General features: G+C 67.6%; 16 protein-coding genes and 2 pseudogenes. 6 read left to right on the forward strand and 12 right to left on the reverse strand.

Features of this window, described 5'->3' with window-relative positions; all coding sequences use genetic code 11:
- Positions 1-5: 5 nt before the first annotated feature.
- From BMX16_RS06305 to BMX16_RS06355, 11 genes are all read right to left on the reverse strand, one after another.
- Entirely contained in the window at positions 6-860 is an 855-nt protein-coding gene (locus BMX16_RS06305; RefSeq protein WP_089900410.1) for an ABC transporter permease, read from the reverse strand.
- Positions 857-1,726 (reverse strand): ABC transporter permease, encoded by an 870-nt coding sequence (locus tag BMX16_RS06310; RefSeq protein WP_089900414.1) that lies wholly within the window; start codon positions 1,724-1,726, stop codon positions 857-859. Before BMX16_RS06310 ends, BMX16_RS06305 begins: the two co-directional genes overlap by 4 nt.
- Entirely contained in the window at positions 1,726-2,514 is a 789-nt protein-coding gene (locus tag BMX16_RS06315; RefSeq protein WP_089900417.1) for an ABC transporter ATP-binding protein, read from the reverse strand. Before BMX16_RS06315 ends, BMX16_RS06310 begins: the two co-directional genes overlap by 1 nt.
- Before the next feature lie 66 nt (positions 2,515-2,580).
- Positions 2,581-3,234, reverse strand: a complete 654-nt coding sequence (locus tag BMX16_RS06320; RefSeq protein ID WP_089900420.1) for a GntR family transcriptional regulator — start codon at positions 3,232-3,234, stop codon at positions 2,581-2,583.
- A 98-nt stretch (positions 3,235-3,332) separates the two neighbouring features.
- Complete coding sequence (locus BMX16_RS06325; protein ID WP_089900423.1) at positions 3,333-4,325, reverse strand: Gfo/Idh/MocA family protein; 993 nt, start codon at positions 4,323-4,325, stop codon at positions 3,333-3,335.
- Positions 4,322-5,218, reverse strand: coding sequence for an NAD(P)-dependent oxidoreductase (locus BMX16_RS06330; protein WP_089900427.1), 897 nt, complete (start codon positions 5,216-5,218; stop codon positions 4,322-4,324). Before BMX16_RS06330 ends, BMX16_RS06325 begins: the two co-directional genes overlap by 4 nt.
- A gap of 54 nt (positions 5,219-5,272) precedes the next feature.
- On the reverse strand, positions 5,273-6,241 hold the full coding sequence (locus BMX16_RS06335; RefSeq protein WP_177174585.1) for a LysR family transcriptional regulator: 969 nt from the start codon (positions 6,239-6,241) through the stop codon (positions 5,273-5,275).
- A gap of 182 nt (positions 6,242-6,423) precedes the next feature.
- On the reverse strand, positions 6,424-7,452 hold the full coding sequence (locus BMX16_RS06340) for a LacI family DNA-binding transcriptional regulator (RefSeq protein ID WP_089900701.1): 1,029 nt from the start codon (positions 7,450-7,452) through the stop codon (positions 6,424-6,426).
- Positions 7,452-8,216 (reverse strand): SDR family NAD(P)-dependent oxidoreductase, encoded by a 765-nt coding sequence (locus tag BMX16_RS06345; protein ID WP_089900704.1) that lies wholly within the window; start codon positions 8,214-8,216, stop codon positions 7,452-7,454. The genes BMX16_RS06340 and BMX16_RS06345 overlap by 1 nt, the downstream gene beginning before the upstream one ends.
- 20 nt (positions 8,217-8,236) lie before the next feature.
- Positions 8,237-9,565, reverse strand: coding sequence for a histidinol dehydrogenase (gene hisD, locus BMX16_RS06350; protein WP_089900431.1), 1,329 nt, complete (start codon positions 9,563-9,565; stop codon positions 8,237-8,239).
- A 289-nt stretch (positions 9,566-9,854) separates the two neighbouring features.
- Positions 9,855-10,475, reverse strand: a complete 621-nt coding sequence (locus BMX16_RS06355) for a TetR/AcrR family transcriptional regulator (RefSeq protein WP_089900434.1) — start codon at positions 10,473-10,475, stop codon at positions 9,855-9,857.
- 84 nt (positions 10,476-10,559) lie between these two features.
- Here BMX16_RS06355 and BMX16_RS06360 point away from each other — a divergent pair, with 84 nt between their 5' ends.
- The 6 genes and pseudogenes from BMX16_RS06360 (at position 10,560) to BMX16_RS17780 (ending at position 14,581) form a co-directional block, all read left to right on the forward strand.
- Positions 10,560-11,636: an aldo/keto reductase gene (locus tag BMX16_RS06360; RefSeq protein ID WP_089900437.1), complete on the forward strand. Its 1,077-nt coding sequence runs from the start codon at positions 10,560-10,562 to the stop codon at positions 11,634-11,636.
- A gap of 147 nt (positions 11,637-11,783) precedes the next feature.
- Entirely contained in the window at positions 11,784-12,275 is a 492-nt protein-coding gene (locus BMX16_RS06365; RefSeq protein ID WP_245731385.1) for a BLUF domain-containing protein, read from the forward strand.
- Between the two features lie 835 nt (positions 12,276-13,110).
- Positions 13,111-13,227: pseudogene (locus tag BMX16_RS18275) on the forward strand (hypothetical protein); the annotation flags it as partial.
- Between the two features lie 23 nt (positions 13,228-13,250).
- The gene (locus BMX16_RS17775; RefSeq protein ID WP_218139838.1) at positions 13,251-13,928 is read left to right on the forward strand and encodes a calcium-binding protein; all 678 of its coding nucleotides are present in this window, start codon (positions 13,251-13,253) and stop codon (positions 13,926-13,928) included.
- Between the two features lie 20 nt (positions 13,929-13,948).
- Positions 13,949-14,035, forward strand: a pseudogene (locus BMX16_RS18330) (hypothetical protein); the annotation flags it as partial.
- A gap of 186 nt (positions 14,036-14,221) precedes the next feature.
- Entirely contained in the window at positions 14,222-14,581 is a 360-nt protein-coding gene (locus BMX16_RS17780) for a hypothetical protein (protein ID WP_218139839.1), read from the forward strand.
- A gap of 14 nt (positions 14,582-14,595) precedes the next feature.
- On the opposite strand, the gene BMX16_RS06380 is transcribed toward BMX16_RS17780, so the two are convergent.
- Positions 14,596-15,453: a fumarylacetoacetate hydrolase family protein gene (locus BMX16_RS06380; protein WP_089900445.1), complete on the reverse strand. Its 858-nt coding sequence runs from the start codon at positions 15,451-15,453 to the stop codon at positions 14,596-14,598.
- Positions 15,454-15,460: the final 7 nt, after the last annotated feature.

Here is a 15,460-nt window from a genome sequence, read left to right on the forward strand (position 1 = left end):
GTGCGTCACTTGCCAGCCTGACCCGACCAGGTGCGGGCTGCCGCGCGGGACGCTGCCGCGCGGCGGCTTTCGCGACGCCAGAACACGATCCGGTCGTCGAGAAATTCCATGGTGTAGAACAGCATGAGGCCGATCACCGTCATGCTGAGCAGCGTCGCAATGGACGAAGCCATGTCGAGCTGGAAGGAAAAGCGGCTCATCAGCACGCCCACGCCATCGGTGGCCTGCGCGAATTCGGCGACGACCGCCCCGATCAGCGCGGTGGTCAGGCCGATCTTGAGCCCGGCGAACATCAGGGGCAGGGCGGATGGCACCCGCAGCTTGGCAAAGATCTGGGCGCGACTGGCGCCGAGCGAGGTGAACAGATCCTCGCGGTCCTCGTCGACCTGCACCAGTCCCGTCAGCGTGTTCACGAAGATCGGGAAGAAGCACAGGATCGCGGCCAGGGCCATCTTGGACCCCATGCCATAGCCGAACCACGCGATGACCACCGGCGTCAGGGCGATACCCGGCGTCACGTTCAGCACGATGGCATAGGGGATGACGTAGCGCTTGAAGACCTCCGACAGTGACGAGGCCACGGCAAGGCCGATCGCCACGCTGGCCCCGATGGCAAAGCCCACGACAGCCTCGGTCAGGGTGACGAAGAAATGCCGCCAGATCGTGCCTTCGGTCACGTAGAGCTTGACGATGGCGCCGCCGATGGCGCTGGGCCGCGGGATCATGATCGAGGTGATCAGCCCGGTGCGTGCGCCCAGTTCCCACGCCCCGATCAGCAGACCCAGCAGGACGACATGTGGCACGAACCGGATGATGCGGTCGAGGATGCGGGCGTCATTGGCGAGCGTGGCATTGGTCATGACTGACCCTCCATGGCTTTGCGGCGGCGGGCGCTGACGCGGGTGCGGCCTTCCTCATGCTTCCAGTAGGCGATGGTGCGATCCAGCACCTCCATCCCGCGGAAGATCAGGAAACCCAGCAGCGTCAGGGTAAAGATGCAGGCAAAGGCCGACGCCATGTTCAGGTTGCGCGTATAGACGAGGATCAGCGACCCGATGCCCTGATCGCGCTGGATGAATTCGGCCACCAGCGCACCCGACAGGGCGGCCGTCAGCGCAAGGCGTTCACCGGCCATGATGACCGGGATGGCATCCGGCAACACCAGCTTGCGCAGGATCTGCCACTTGCTGGCCCCCATCGCGCGGAACAGTTCCAGCTTGTCCTGATTGACGTTCATCACGCCCGACAGGGTGTTGATGAAGGGCGCAAAGAAGCACACCAGCATGATGATCGCGATCTTGGACGTGACACCGAACCCCAGCGCCGCGATCAGCAGCGGTGCCACGGCGATGCGCGGCGTCGCCTCGAGGACGATGACATAGGGCTTCAGGAACCGCCGCAGCGTGCCGTTCAGACCAACGAGGCTGCCCAGTACGATCCCCAGAACCGATCCGCCGACAAACCCCGCGAACACCAGGCTCATGGTGACGCCAAGGTGATACCAGACATTGCCGTTCACGACATAGATCAGCCAGAACGACTGCAGGATGGCGCTGGGCCGGGGATAGAACAACGGGTCCAGCCAACCGGCGCGGGACGCGATTTCCCACGACAGGACGATCGCCAGAAAGATACCCAGATGGGTCGCGATGCGCCGGTTGCGCAGTTGCCGTGCGGCATCGGTGGCGTTGCCGGTCGCCGCATCGGGGGACTGGATCGCCACCATCACACCGCCCCCAGCGTTTCGCGCACGTCGGCGACCAGCGCGTTGAACGCGGGCGACGTCTGGATCGACAGCGGACGGGGCCGGTCCAGATCGACGTCCACGATCTTGGCCACCTGACCGGGGCGCGAGGTCATGACGAACACCTGATCGGCAAGGAAGATCGCCTCGCTGATGTTGTGCGTGACGAACAGGGTGGTCGCGCCCACCTCGGCCACGATCCGCATGAGTTCGGTGTTCAGACGCTCGCGCGTGAATTCGTCCAGCGCGCCGAAGGGTTCGTCCAGCAGCAGGATGTCCGCGCCCGTCTGCAGCAGGCGCGCCAGCGCCACCCGCTGCTGCATGCCCCCCGACAGTTGCGCCGGGAACGAAAAGGCGAAATCGCCCAGCCCGACCAGCTTCAGCAAGTCCATCGCGCGGTTGCGGTCGGCCTGTGTCGGGGTGCCCGCGATCTCGGTCGGCAGCAGGACGTTGTCCAGCGCGGTGCGCCATTCCAACAGCGTCGCCTTCTGGAACATCATGCTGATGTCGCGCCGGGGCCCGGTGACCGGCGTGCCGTGGACCGTGACCGCGCCGGACGACGGCGCGATCAGGCCCGACACCAGCCGCAGCAGCGTGGACTTGCCGCAGCCCGAAGGCCCCACCAACGACACGAAGGACCCGCGCTTGATCCCGAAATCCGCGTTCTTCAGGGCCACGACGCTGCCGTCGGCGAACGTCTTGCCTACGCCACGGCCGCTGACCACGATGTCGGCGGCAACCGTATCCGGTGCCATGATCTGATCCTTCATCTCGTCCTCCTGTCGTTCGGCTGCGCCGGTGGCGCAGCCCACTGGAATATCAGTGCTGTGCAGGTCTCAGGGCACCACGGGCTGGTTCCGCAGGCCGCGCATGACCTGCGCCTGCGATTTGCGGATATGGCTGATCGACAGCCGCGTGGCGGTCCGGGCATCGCGCGCCTGCAGCGCGTCGATGATGCGGACGTGTTCCGTCAGCGATGCGGACATCGCCGCCGCCTCGTCCCGGCGCGACGACAGCGACACGATGCACAGCCGCTCGTAATTCTCCATCAACCCGATGACGGTGGCGGTCTGCCGCCGGTTGCCGGCCAACGTGCTGATGCAGACGTGGAAGGCGCGGTTGTAGACCGCATAGTCGCGCAGATTGTCGCTGTCGCAGGTGCGATAGGCATCCAGCGCCGCAAGGGCTTCGGCGCTGGCATCCGCACAGATCCGCCGTACGGCCGACACTTCCAGGATCTCGCGGAAGTCGAGGATGTCCTGCGCATCCTGGATCGAGATGGGCGCGACCCGGTGACCCTGACGGGGGGCGATCTCGACCAGCCCCTCCCACTCCAGCTTTTGCAACGCATCGCGGATCGGCGATTTGGATACGCCGTATTTTTCGGCCAACGCGCTTTCCCGCACTTCCGCGCCGGGCAGCAATCCGCAGGACATGATGTCTTCGCGCAAGGCATCGAAGATGTGATGCCGCATCAATCTGACTGACATCCGGCTCCCCCCTGATATCTCAGATCATGCTGGCAGCCTCGTTCCCCTGCGTCAATTTATCACTGGTGATAGTCACTATCCGAAAATCGCATGACGGATCACAGCGTCACCGCTTCGCCGGTATCGGCGGACCGCACGATGGCGTCGAGCACCTCGATGTTGTGGATCAGTTCGGCGTCCGTATAGGGATAGGGCGCCTCGCCCCGGATCGCGGCACCGAAGGCCGCGATGTTCGCTGACACGGAGTCGGTCCAGTCGAACACGGTCGTCGTGGTGTCGTCGATGCTGCGATAGCATTCCATTGTGGCCTGACCGCCCGGCGTGTCGGGGTGTGTCGCGTTGCGGATTTCCACCCACATGTCGCTGCCGAAGACATGGGTGCGGATGAAATGCGGCGTGTGCAGGATCGCCTGCAGGGTCGCCGTCATACCGGCGCGGAACTGCAACTGCACCGTCACCACGTCGCCCGTTTCCCACCCCAGACTGCGGCTGGCGGTCATGGCGTGCAGCCGTGCCACGGGGCCGTAAAAGGCGATCAGCAGGTCGGTCAGATGGATGCCCATCTGCGTCATGCCGGCGGCGGGGGCGAACGCCTTGGTCGTGCGCCAGCTGTCGGGGCCGAGGCCGATCAGCTTGTCATGGCTGAACGCCATTTCGGTATGCATCACGGTGCCGAGGGCGCCCGCATCCAGCAGGTCGCGCAGCGCGATGATCGCAGGTTCGAACCGGCGTTCGTGCCCGATGCCCAGCACCAGTCCCGCGGCACGGCAGGCCTCCACGCTCTGCCGGGCGTTCGCGGCGGACAGCGACAGGGGCTTTTCACAGAACACGTGCTTGCCCGCGGCGACGGCCTGCGCGATCTGCACGTCGTGCAGGTCGTTGGGCGATGTCAGGATGACCGCCTGCACCGCGGGGTCGGCCAGCGCCGCCGCGTAATCCACCAGCACCGGCACACCCAGCGCGCGGATCCGGTCGTGCAGTCCGGCGGCCGGTTCCACGATGCCGCGCAGGTCGAACGCCGTGTCCGTCACCAGACGGCGGCCGATGTGCTGCCCCCACCAGCCGAATCCTACCAGTGCCACACCGATCATGCCGTCTCTCCCTTTGCGCGCAGTCCGAACGTTCCGGCCAGTGCGTTGTCATAGTCCGCCCAACCGCTCGCCGCCGCGGCCTCGGCCTTGGCCAGCACGGCGGCGATCACCGCATGCGGCTGGCCCGTGGACTGCGCCAGATCGGTCATCAGGCGCATGTCCTTGATCGCGTTGGTCAGGGTAAAGCTGACGGTGCCCGGATCGCCGGTGCGGACCATCGCGGCGATCGGCGGAATCCGCGACTTGGCCGCGCCGATCGCGCCCGAACTGTCGCCGAGGATGTCGAGCGCCAGTTCCGGATCGACCCCCTGCGCCATCGCCAGCGCCAACGCCTCGCCGAGCGCGCTCCAATACACCATCAGCGGCAGGTTCACCGCCAGCTTCATCGCGGCGCCCGTGCCGACCGGGCCCAGATGTTCCAGTCGCCGCATCAGCAGGTCCAGCACCGGACGGGCGGCATCAAAGGCCGCCTCGGTGCCACCCGCCAGCCCCATCAACCGCCCCGCACGGGCGGGCACGACGTTGCCGCTGACCGGGCATTCGAGGAACAGGCCACCGCGGGCATTCACCGCCGCCGCAAGGGACTGCACGGTGCCGGGGGATGTCGTCGCCATCTCGACCACCACGCGGCCCGTCAGATCGGCGGCCAGCAGGCCGGCGTCGCCGTGATAGATGGCCGCGATGGCGTCGTCGTTGGCGAGGATCGACAGGATCACGTCGCAGCCCTGCGCCACGTCGCGCGGTGTGGCTGCGACGGTCGCCCCCGCGATGCCCTGCGCGCGGTCCGCCGTGCGGTTCCACAGCAGCAGGGGCACGCCCTGTTCCGACAGCCGTTCCGCGATCGGCCGGCCCATGTTGCCGACGCCGACGATGCCCACAGGTTGCGCGGTCATCCGATCCTCCCCCTCGTTTCGATATGTTATTTCACATATCAAAGCGCCGCAGGATCATGGTTTCTGATAGTGGCGTTCCGGATCGGCGATAGGCAGGTCATCCCAGTCGGCCAGGATGACGGCCACATGGGCTACAAGGCAATCGGCCAGCAGACGCGCGGCGCGGGGCGCGGCCATCTCGGCCTTTTCGACAAGGACGTAGTCCAGACTGATCGGCGGGTCCTTGATCGGGTTCAGCCGGCGCACGGTCCCCGCCTTGTCCGGGTGGCAGATCGCCGAGGGCAGGATCGCGACCCAGTCCGTGGCCCCGATCATCTCGAGCGTGGCGAGCATGCCGTCCATTTCCAGCATCTCGGCCAGATGGACGCCATGGGTGTTCAGCAGCGTGTCGATATGCTTGCGCCGCACGTTCAGCCGCGATGGCACGATCAGGCGACAGCCCGACAAGGCCTGCAGCGGGATCGGCGCAAGGTGAGGCGTGCCGATACCCGCGGCAGCGCCGGACACCAGCATCTCGCAGTCGCGCCCGACATAGGTGCCGGTCAGGCCCGCCGGCAGGTCGGTCGACGGGACGAGGGCGAAGTCCAGCTCTCCGTCCAGCACGCGCCGCATGAGGGAGAAGCTGTATTCCTCCAGCAAGGACAGCTCCACGTCGGGGAACTGCGACTGGAACTGGTGCAACGCCGGGATCAGCACGGACCGGGTCAGCGAGGGGATCATCCCGAACCGCACCAACCCTGCCACCGCGCCGCGCATCTCCTGCACGGCCTTTTCAGTGGCCATCAGGGCCTTCAGGATGGCCTGCCCCTCGCGGTAGATGATCTCGCCCGCGGGGGTCAGGGCAAAGCGTTTGCGTTCCCGTACCAAGAGCGGCACCCCCAGCACCAGTTCCAGCCCCTTGACCTGCGTGGACATGCCGGACTGCGTCGTATTCTCCCGCTCGGCGGCGCGGCTGAAAGACTGCTCCTCGTACACCGCGATGAAGGCCTGCAGGGCGCGGATCTTGATGCTGGGATAGGCCACGACACCTGCTTTCGGGAAATGTGATGCGACACCCACCATGGCATCACGAAATGCGATCTGTCGATGGTGTCGTTCCCCTCTTGCCGATCACCGCGCGGCCGACGGCAGGGACCCGCAGGGCGTGTGGCCGGGCCGTTGACGATCCCGCCCACGCGCAGCGGTGCCGTGGTGGCCCCACGCTGTCAGGGCACGGTGCCTTCCGCCTTTGTCGATCCGCGTCGGATCAGGTCGCCCGCGAGGACGTGACGCTGAGGGGGCGCGGCGCCGTCGTCGATCCGGTGCAGAAGGGTGGCGACGGTGGCGGCGATCATGCGGTCGAGCGGTTGGCGAAAGCTGGTCAGGTCGTAGGCGGCCCAGGCGGCGATGGGCACGTCGTCGAAGCCCGCCACGGCCACGTCGCCGGGCACGTCAAGGTCGAGCTTGGTCCGCAGCACGTCCATCACCGCGAAGGCCATGTGGTCGTTGCACACGAAGACCGCATCCGGGCGGTCGCGGCCCGCGAACATCTCGAGCGCCGCCGCACGTGCGGTGGCGTGCTGGAAATTGCCCACCCCGCGGCTGTGCAGGGTTATGCCCGCTTCCTCCAGCCCGCTGCGGAACCCCGCCTCGCGGTCGATCTGGGTCGAGGCACCTTCGAACCCGGCGATGTATCCGATCCGCTGTGCGCCCCCCGCGATCAGGTGTCGCGCGATCTGGCGTCCCCCGTCGACGTTGTCGGTGGTCACGCTGGCCAGCCGCGCGTCGGGCTGGGTGCGGTTGAACAGCACGACGGGGATGCCGGATTCGTCGCAGCGCGCCGCCAACACCGACGACATCGAGACGGAGGCGAGCACGATCCCGTCGACCTGATAATCGAGGATCTCCTGCATCACGCCTTCGACGTGGCCCACGGTGTTGGACGCCATGAAGACGAGGACGTGGTAGCCCTGTTCCTGCAGCGCCACCGACAGGCGTTCGACGGCGAGCGGATAGAAGTAGTTGTCCAGATAGGCGACCACGAGGCCGATGATCCGGCTTTTGCCGGTGATCATCGCGCGGGCCAGCACGTTGGGGCGATAGCCCAGTGCGTCGGCGGCGCGGCGCACCTTTTCGATCGTCTGCGCAGAGGCGGACCCGCCCGGCGTGAACACGCGGCTGACCGCCGACTGGCTGACCCCGGCGCGGCGGGCGACGTCAAGCGATGTGACGCGGGTGATGCTGTCGTTCGCCATCAGTCCGCCGTCCATCCGCCGTCGATCATCAGCGCGGTGCCCGTCACCAGCGCCGCCGCGTCGGAGGCGAGGTAGCTGATGCCGCCCATGATGTCTGTGATCTCGCCGACGCGGCCGAGCTTGATCTTGTCCTCGATCCACGCGCGGCGGACGGGATCGCGCAACGTCACCTCGGCCAGCGGCGTGCGGATGAAGGTGGGGCACAGCGTGTTGATGCGGATGCCGTGCGGCCCCCATTCGATGGCCATCGCCTTCACCATCCCCTCCAGCGCGTGCTTGGAGGCGCAATAGACCGCCCGGTCGATGCCGCCCACATGCCCCATCTGGCTGGAGATGTGGATGATCGAGCCAGCAATGCCCGCGGCCCGCATCCGGTCCGCCGTGCGGGCGGACAGGAAATAGGCGGCGCGCAGGTTGACGTGCATGACCGCATCGAAGTCGGCGGGCGTGGTGGCGGTGGCCGGGCCGTGGCGCGCCAGCCCGGCGGCATTCACCACCACGTCGAAGGCGGGCTGATCCGCCAACGCCTGTGCTGTGGCGTCCAGATCGCCCACGTCCAGCACGAGGGCCGTGGCGTCATACCCCTTGGCCGCCATCTGCGCCACCACATCGGCCAGCCTGTCGGCGCCGCGTGCGGCGCAGACCACCTGCGCGCCCTGATCCGCCAGCGCCACGGCGGCGCCCAGCCCGATGCCGGACGAGGCCCCGGTAACGAGGGCGCGTTTGCCGTCGAGGCGCAGGGACGGGGGGATCGGCAGCGTCATGGCGGGGTCCTTGTCCACGGTCATTCGGCCGCATCCTTGTAGGCGGCGGCGGTGCCATAGGCCACGTTCTGCCCGCCATAGCGGCGGACGCGGACGTTGCACTGTTCCGCGTGGCCCACGAACCCTTCCAGCATGCACAGGCGAGAGCCGTAGGCGCCGATCAGGGCCGCCGCCTCGTCCGTGACGATGCGCTGATAGCTGTGCGTCTTGAGGAACTTGCCGACCCAGAGGCCGCCGGTGTAGCGCCCGGCCTTCTTGGTGGGCAGGGTGTGGTTGGTGCCGATCACCTTGTCGCCGTTGGCCACGTTGGTGCGCGGGCCGAGGAACAGCGCGCCGTAGCTGTGCATGTTCGCAAGATACCAGTCGTCGCGGTCGGTCATGACCTGGACGTGTTCGGAGGCGATGTCGTTGGCAACCTGCAGCATCTCCTCGTGCGTGTCGCAGACGATCACCTCGCCATAGTTGCGCCAGCTGACGCCGGCGGTGGCGGCGGTGGGCAGGATCGCCAGCAGGCGGTCGATCTCGGCCAGCGTCGCCTCGGCCAGACGGCGAGAGGTGGTCAGCAGTACGGCGGGCGAGTTGTAGCCGTGCTCCGCCTGCCCCAGCAGATCGGTGGCACAGAGCTCCGCATCCACGGTGTCGTCGGCGATCACCATCGTCTCGGTCGGTCCGGCAAACAGGTCGATGCCGACGCGACCGTAAAGCTGGCGCTTCGCCTCGGCCACATAGGCGTTGCCGGGACCGACCAGCATGTCCACGGGGGCCATCGTCTCTGTCCCGATCGCCATGGCACCGACCGCCTGCATGCCGCCCAGCACGAGGATCTCGTGCGCGCCGCCCAGATGCATGGCGGCCACGATGGCCGGGTGCGGGGCGCCGTCAACTGGGGGGGCGGAGGCCACGATGCGCGGCACGCCCGCGACGGCGGCGGTCAGCACCGACATGTGGGCGGAGGCGACCATCGGAAACTTGCCGCCGGGGACGTAGCAGCCGACCGACTGCACCGGGATCGTGCGGTGGCCAAGGATCACGCCGGGCAGGGTCTCCACCTCGATATCCGTGATGGATGCCCGCTGCGCCTGCGCGAAACGGCGGATCTGGTCCTGCGCAAAGCGGATGTCGGCCATGTCGTTGTCGGAGACGCGCGACATGGCGGCCTCGATCTCGGACGCGGTCAGGCGAAAGGCGGGCGGGGCATAGCCGTCGAACTTTTGCGACAGGTCGCGCACGGCGGCGTCGCCACGGGCGGCGATGTCGGCCAGCGTCGCCTCGACCGTGGCGCGGACCCTGGTGTCGTCCTCCGCCCGCTCCGCCTCTGGCTTGCCGTGCTTGAGGGTTGTGATGGTCATGGTGTCGTCTCTCCTCCCCAGTGTGCGCCCTGCGGGCAGCCGGATGTGTCAGCGGCAGGGCAAGGCTCGTCGCGGTGCATACGTCACCACGCAGGGCCACGCCGTGACGTCCAGCCGTGAAGCTGCGCGAAGCAGACCATGCCCTGTCGTCCTCAGGCGCGTTGCCAGCAACGCTAGGTGGAGATGAATACGTTTGCAACACGTTTTAACGGCTGCCGGGCCGCCCGGACGCGGCCGCAGCGGCCGACCCGATCGCCCGGTGCGCAGTGACCCCCGGCATGCGACTGCGTCAGGTGCTGGCGACGCCCCAACCGGCGGTGGCGATCCCTGCGATGGCCAGCAGACGGTCGCGATCGGCCCCGTCCCGCGCCAGTACCGACATGCCTTGCGTGACCGCGAGGGTCAGGTCCGCCAAACGCGCGGATGGCGTGTCAGACGGCATCAGGCCCGCCGCGATATCCGCCTCGATCCTGCGGATGACGATGTCGCGCACCACGCGCCGTTCGTCCGCCACCGCGTCGCGCACGGCGGTCGCATCCGGCGATCCCGTCGCGGCTGCGCTGGCGAGCAGGCACCCGGGTGGCGTCGCCTCTCCCGTATAGAGGATGGCTGCACCGCGCAGCATCCCGGCGACGGCGTCGCGTGCGGTCGGCGCATCGGCCATCGTGCGCTCCAGCACGCTATGATCCCCTGCGTAGCGGCGCATCGCCTCCAGAAACAGCTGCTGCTTGTTGCCGAACGCCGCATACAGGCTGGGTGCGGTGATCCCCATCGCCGCCGTCAGGTCGGTGATCGACGTGGTTTCATAGCCGCTGGCCCAGAACGTGCGCATGGCCTTGTCCAGCACATCCTCCCGGTCGAAGGACAGGGGGCGGCCGGTCTTGCGGGGTGGTGTGCCGGTGTGTTTCATAGTGACCAATATTAAAGTCGTTGACACGATCCGGCAAGGGGGCGATATTTTTCATATCAATCACTACAAAATATCGGAAACCACATGTCCCTCACGCACTACCGCGCTCTCGGCCGATCCGGGCTGGTCGTCAGCCCTCTCAGCCTCGGCACCATGACCTTTGGCCCCGGCGATTGGGGTGTGGACGAGGCGGGCTCGCGCGCGATCTTCGACGCCTACCGCGACGCGGGCGGCAATGTCGTGGACACGGCGGACATCTATACCGGCGGGATCAGCGAGGAGTTCGTCGGCCGGTTCATCAAGGACACCGGATCGCGCGACGAGATCGTGCTGGCGACCAAGTTCGGTTTCAACGGCTCGCGCAGTCCTCTGGCCAGCAATCAGGGCGGTGCGGGCAACCCCCATGCGGGTGGGGCGGGGTCAAAGAACATCCACCGCGCGCTCGATGCCTCGCTGCGGCGGTTGGGCACCGACTATATCGACCTGTACTGGATGCACATATGGGACGGCGTCACCCCGGTCGAGGAGATCGTCCAGACGCTGGGCGATCTGGTGCGTGCGGGCAAGATCCGGCACTACGGCTTCTCCGACATGCCCGCATGGTTCGCGATGAAGGCCGCGACGATCGCCACCGAACGCCGCGTCCCCGGTCCCATCGCGATGCAGGTCGAATACTCGCTCGTCGCCCGCGACGTGGAGGCGGAGCATGGTCCGGCAGCGCGCGAAGGCGGCATGGGCATCATGCCGTGGAGCCCGCTTGCGGGCGGTTTCCTGACCGGCAAATACAGGCGCGACGACACCTCCGGCACCGGGCGGCTGAGCGGCGCCAACCCGTTTGGCGACAGCAAGTTCAGCGATCGCAACTGGGCGATCCTTGCGGTTCTGAACGCCGTCGCGGCGGAACAGGACCGTCCGCCTGCGCAGGTGGCGCTTGCGTGGGTCATGGCGCAGCGGGGGGTGGCATCGACCCTCGTCGGGGCGCGCACCGTGGCGCAGCTGCGCGACAACATCGCGGCGACGGAGGTCGCATTGACCCCCGATCAGATCCGGCGTCTGGATCAGGTCAGCGCGCCGGAAGGCGGGTTTTCGGCCAATCTGACGGCCCTGCCGATCAGGCGCATGATCTATGGCGGCCACGCTGTGACGGGATGGACCGAATAGGGGTCCGGGCCCGCGCACGACAGGTGCATCCAAGGCTGAGGCCATCACAACGGCCGCGTCGACATCCGCCGTGGCAAGGGTCATAGTTACGGCAGGTGACGGGGTGGCAGGCGGCGGGGGCAGACGTCACGATCCGGCACGTCGGTCGTGCCCCACGCGCCCGCCACACCGCGACCCGCGCCGACGACTGCACGCGCCAGAGGAGATACGCCCATCGCCGACCTGACCCAACTGATCTACGCCTCGCAGCCCTTCGGGTTCAGCGAATCCAATCTGAACGCGATCCTGATGGATTCCCGGCGCATGAATGCCCGCGACGACATCACCGGTGCGCTCGTGTGCCGGCACGACATCTATCTGCAACTGCTGGAGGGTCCGACAGATGCCGTCATGGCCGCCTATGCGCGCATCAACCGCGATGATCGTCACCTCGACATCCGGCAACTGGTCAGCCGGCCGATCGAGACGCGCATGTTCGGGGCATGGGCGATGCTGCACGACCCGGCGGATACGCTGATCCTGACGCAGGACGATATCGCTGGCGGTGTGCTGGATCGTCTGTCGCAGGCACAGATCGTCGCGATGTTCGAAACTGTCGCAAGGGATGCGGCACCAGAGCATGGCAGCCTTCACCCCTAGGCACCCCACCTGTCGCAGCACGGCACGGCGCGGGTCCGCGCCGCCGTGAGACCCCCGCTGCCAGCTGCAGGCCCGTGGCGATGTGCATACGCGAACCAAGGCATGACCGTCGCACCTGCCGGCATTTTCTTTGATGCGCACGGATTCGGCGGTCGCCGCGCCGCGCCGCGTGACGCCATCGAAAGCGTGCCGCACCTATCCCTGCGGGGCCGGGGCAGTGCAGGTGTTGCCCGGGTCCGCCGCGTCCCTGCGCACCCGGCGGCTCTCGCTTGTGCTAGGCGCGCCCGTGGAAGGGTGTGACGGGGGCGTCCACGGTGGCCGCGACCTTCGCCGTGCCGTATCGAGGCGAGCGGGCCGCGATCTGAAGGTCGGCGAAGGCACCTCGGATGCCGGGAATGCCGCGGCGCTGAAAGGCCCGACCATCCGCACCGTGGCCGAACCGCTCGCAGGGTATCAGCAACAATCGAAGCCCGTCTCCAGCGCGGCCGGCGATCCCACTCCCTGCGGGTTCAACAACAACGCCGCGACCGACTCGGTCCAGATCGACAACCGGCCCGTGCAGGTCTGGAACATCAAGACGCCGTCTCTCGTCACGCTGACGTATACCGACGGTACGACCAGCCTGCAGAACCTGTCCATCGTGCAGGATACCGCTGGCCGCACCTGTCTGTTTTCCGAGATGGGTGCGAACAGCGCCCATGCGGCCCTTGGCGCCGGGCCGTTCCGGTCGCTGACCATCGGCCATCCGATCGCGTTCTATGACCCGGGGGTGGACCGGGTGCCGCCCGCCCATGCCGATGCTACCATCGTGCAGGGTGCGACCGCCAACGACACCATGGCTGCCCGACACGCCGACGGCGACGGCAGTACGATCGGGGTTGGCAACGACACGGTCTTCGGCGGTACCCGCAACGACAGCATCTGCGGCAACATGGGTGACGACACGCTGTTTGGCGGGGCAGGGGTGACGACCGGATGGACGAGGGCGCAGAGCCGGACGTTCTTTATGGCCTTGCGGGCAACGACTGGATCGAGGGCTGCAGCGGTAAAGACAGCATCGCTGACGGGGCAGGCAACGACACGCGGTCGGGCGGCATCGGCAATGACAGCAACGGCGGCGGGCTGGGCGACGACACGCTGAACGGCGGCGATGGCGGCGACTGGTTGTTCGGCGGCGGGGGCAGCAACCAGCTGGATGGCGACGCGGACGCAGACACCCTTGGCGGTGCCGACGGCATCGACCGGCTGTCCGTGGGCGACGGCGACGACAGCATCGCTGACGGGGCGGGCGACGACACGCTGGCGGGCAGGGTAGGCGGTGCGGGCGGCGACATGCTGACCACCGGGCGCGGGTTCGATCAGGTCCTGCCGGACCGGGCGAATGGGTCTGATCCGGTGACGGACTTCGACATTGGAGCGGCCTTGGCGAACGGGTCGTTCAACGGCCAGCTCGTCATCAACGCCCTGCGCAACGGGACGGGCAACCCGGTCACGATCGCGGATGTCGTGGTGACCGCGGACGGCAACGGCTGGGCCGTCCTGACCTGTCCCGAGGGCGAGAGCGTGACGCGATCGGATGTGCCGGCCAGACCGATGCCCACCGGGCCGCAGCTGTCGGGGCCGGTATCCCGTGCTTTACGCACGGCACGCTGATCCGCACGCCGCGGGGCCACGTGCCGATTCAGGCTTTGCGGGTCGGCGATCTGGTCGCGCCCCGTGACGACGGCCCGCAGCCCATCGCGTGGATCGCGCGGCGCAGGCTGGATGCGGCGGATCTGCGGGCGCAGCCGCACCTGCGCCCGGTGCGGATCGGGCAATGCGCGGGCGCTGACGGTCTAGTTGTAGCATGGGGTGCCGGTAGCGGATGCGCCCGGCGGGCAGCTGGTGCGTGCGACCCAACTAACACGGATGGAGAGCGGGCGCGCGTCCTGCAAGGCGTGCGGTCCGTGACCTCCATCCCCCTGGTGTTCGACCGGCATCACATCCTGCGGTCGGACGACGTGCCCAGCGACAGCGTCAATCCCGGCGCACAGGTGCTGGCGATGCTGCACCCGCCCGCGTTACAGCAACTGCTGTTCCCGGCCCTGTCGCAGTGGGCGGTGGCGGCCATCGGGGCGACGGCCCGGCCCGTGGCCCGGCGGTGCACCCTGCCGCGCGATCTGCGCGATCTGCGCGCGCCGGTGGGCCAGACCGCGCGAAAAGGCGCCATACGTCGCGCACGACCGGTCGGGGCCAAGGGCGGCGTCAGGCAATCACCCTTTCAATCCGACAGCCGACCGGCGCAGCCGACATTGCGCACTGCCTGATCTGTCATTACGAACTAACCTGCGGTTGCGGATCCGTCCGTCAGGACGGTCGTCAGACGGCCAAGGTCCGAGATCTCGATCGTTACGGCGTCGCCCGGCTTCAGCCATGTCGGCGTGGCGTAGCCCATCTGCACGCCTTCCGGCGTGCCGGTCACGATCACGTCGCCGGGTTTCAGCGTGGCGTGGCGGCTGAGAAAGGCGATGATCTCGGCCACCGAAAAGATCATGTCGCTGGTCGAGGAGTCCTGCATGACCATGCCGTTCACGGTCGCCTTGATCTGCAGGGCCTGTGGATCGGGGATCTCGTCCGTCGTGACCAGCATGGGACCCAGCGGCAGGAAACCGTCCAGCATCTTGCCGATCATCCACTGGCTGGTCGCCAGTTGCGCGCCCCGCGCCGACAGGTCGTTGGCGCAACAATAGCCTGCCACATGGGTCAGCGCGTCCGCGACGGACACGTCGCGCGCCGCCGTGCCGATGACGACGGCCAATTCCGCCTCGTAGTCGTAGCGGTCATCGACCGACGGCAGGGCCACGCGGTCGCCGTGCGCGCTCAGGCTGTTGGCGAACTTGCCGAAGATCACCGGTGTCGTGGGGATCGCCATCTTGGCCTCGACCGCGTGGCGGCGATAGTTCAGCCCGACGCAGATGATCTTTTCGGGCGACACCACCACCGGGGCCAGTCGCAGGCTGTCCAACGCGATCAGCGGCGATTGCGCGACGGTCGTGCGGGCCGACAGCGCAGCGATTTCCGCACGCGCCACCGGCAGGGTGCCGGTCCACAGGCCCGACGCGGCCAGATCCTCGACGCCGCCGTCGCGCACGAGGCCTGCACGGATGCCGTCGGCGGCGTGGAAGTTCACGAGTTTCATGGGTCGG

The organism is Loktanella fryxellensis (genome assembly GCF_900110065.1).
Classification (GTDB): Bacteria; Pseudomonadota; Alphaproteobacteria; order Rhodobacterales; family Rhodobacteraceae; genus Loktanella; species Loktanella fryxellensis.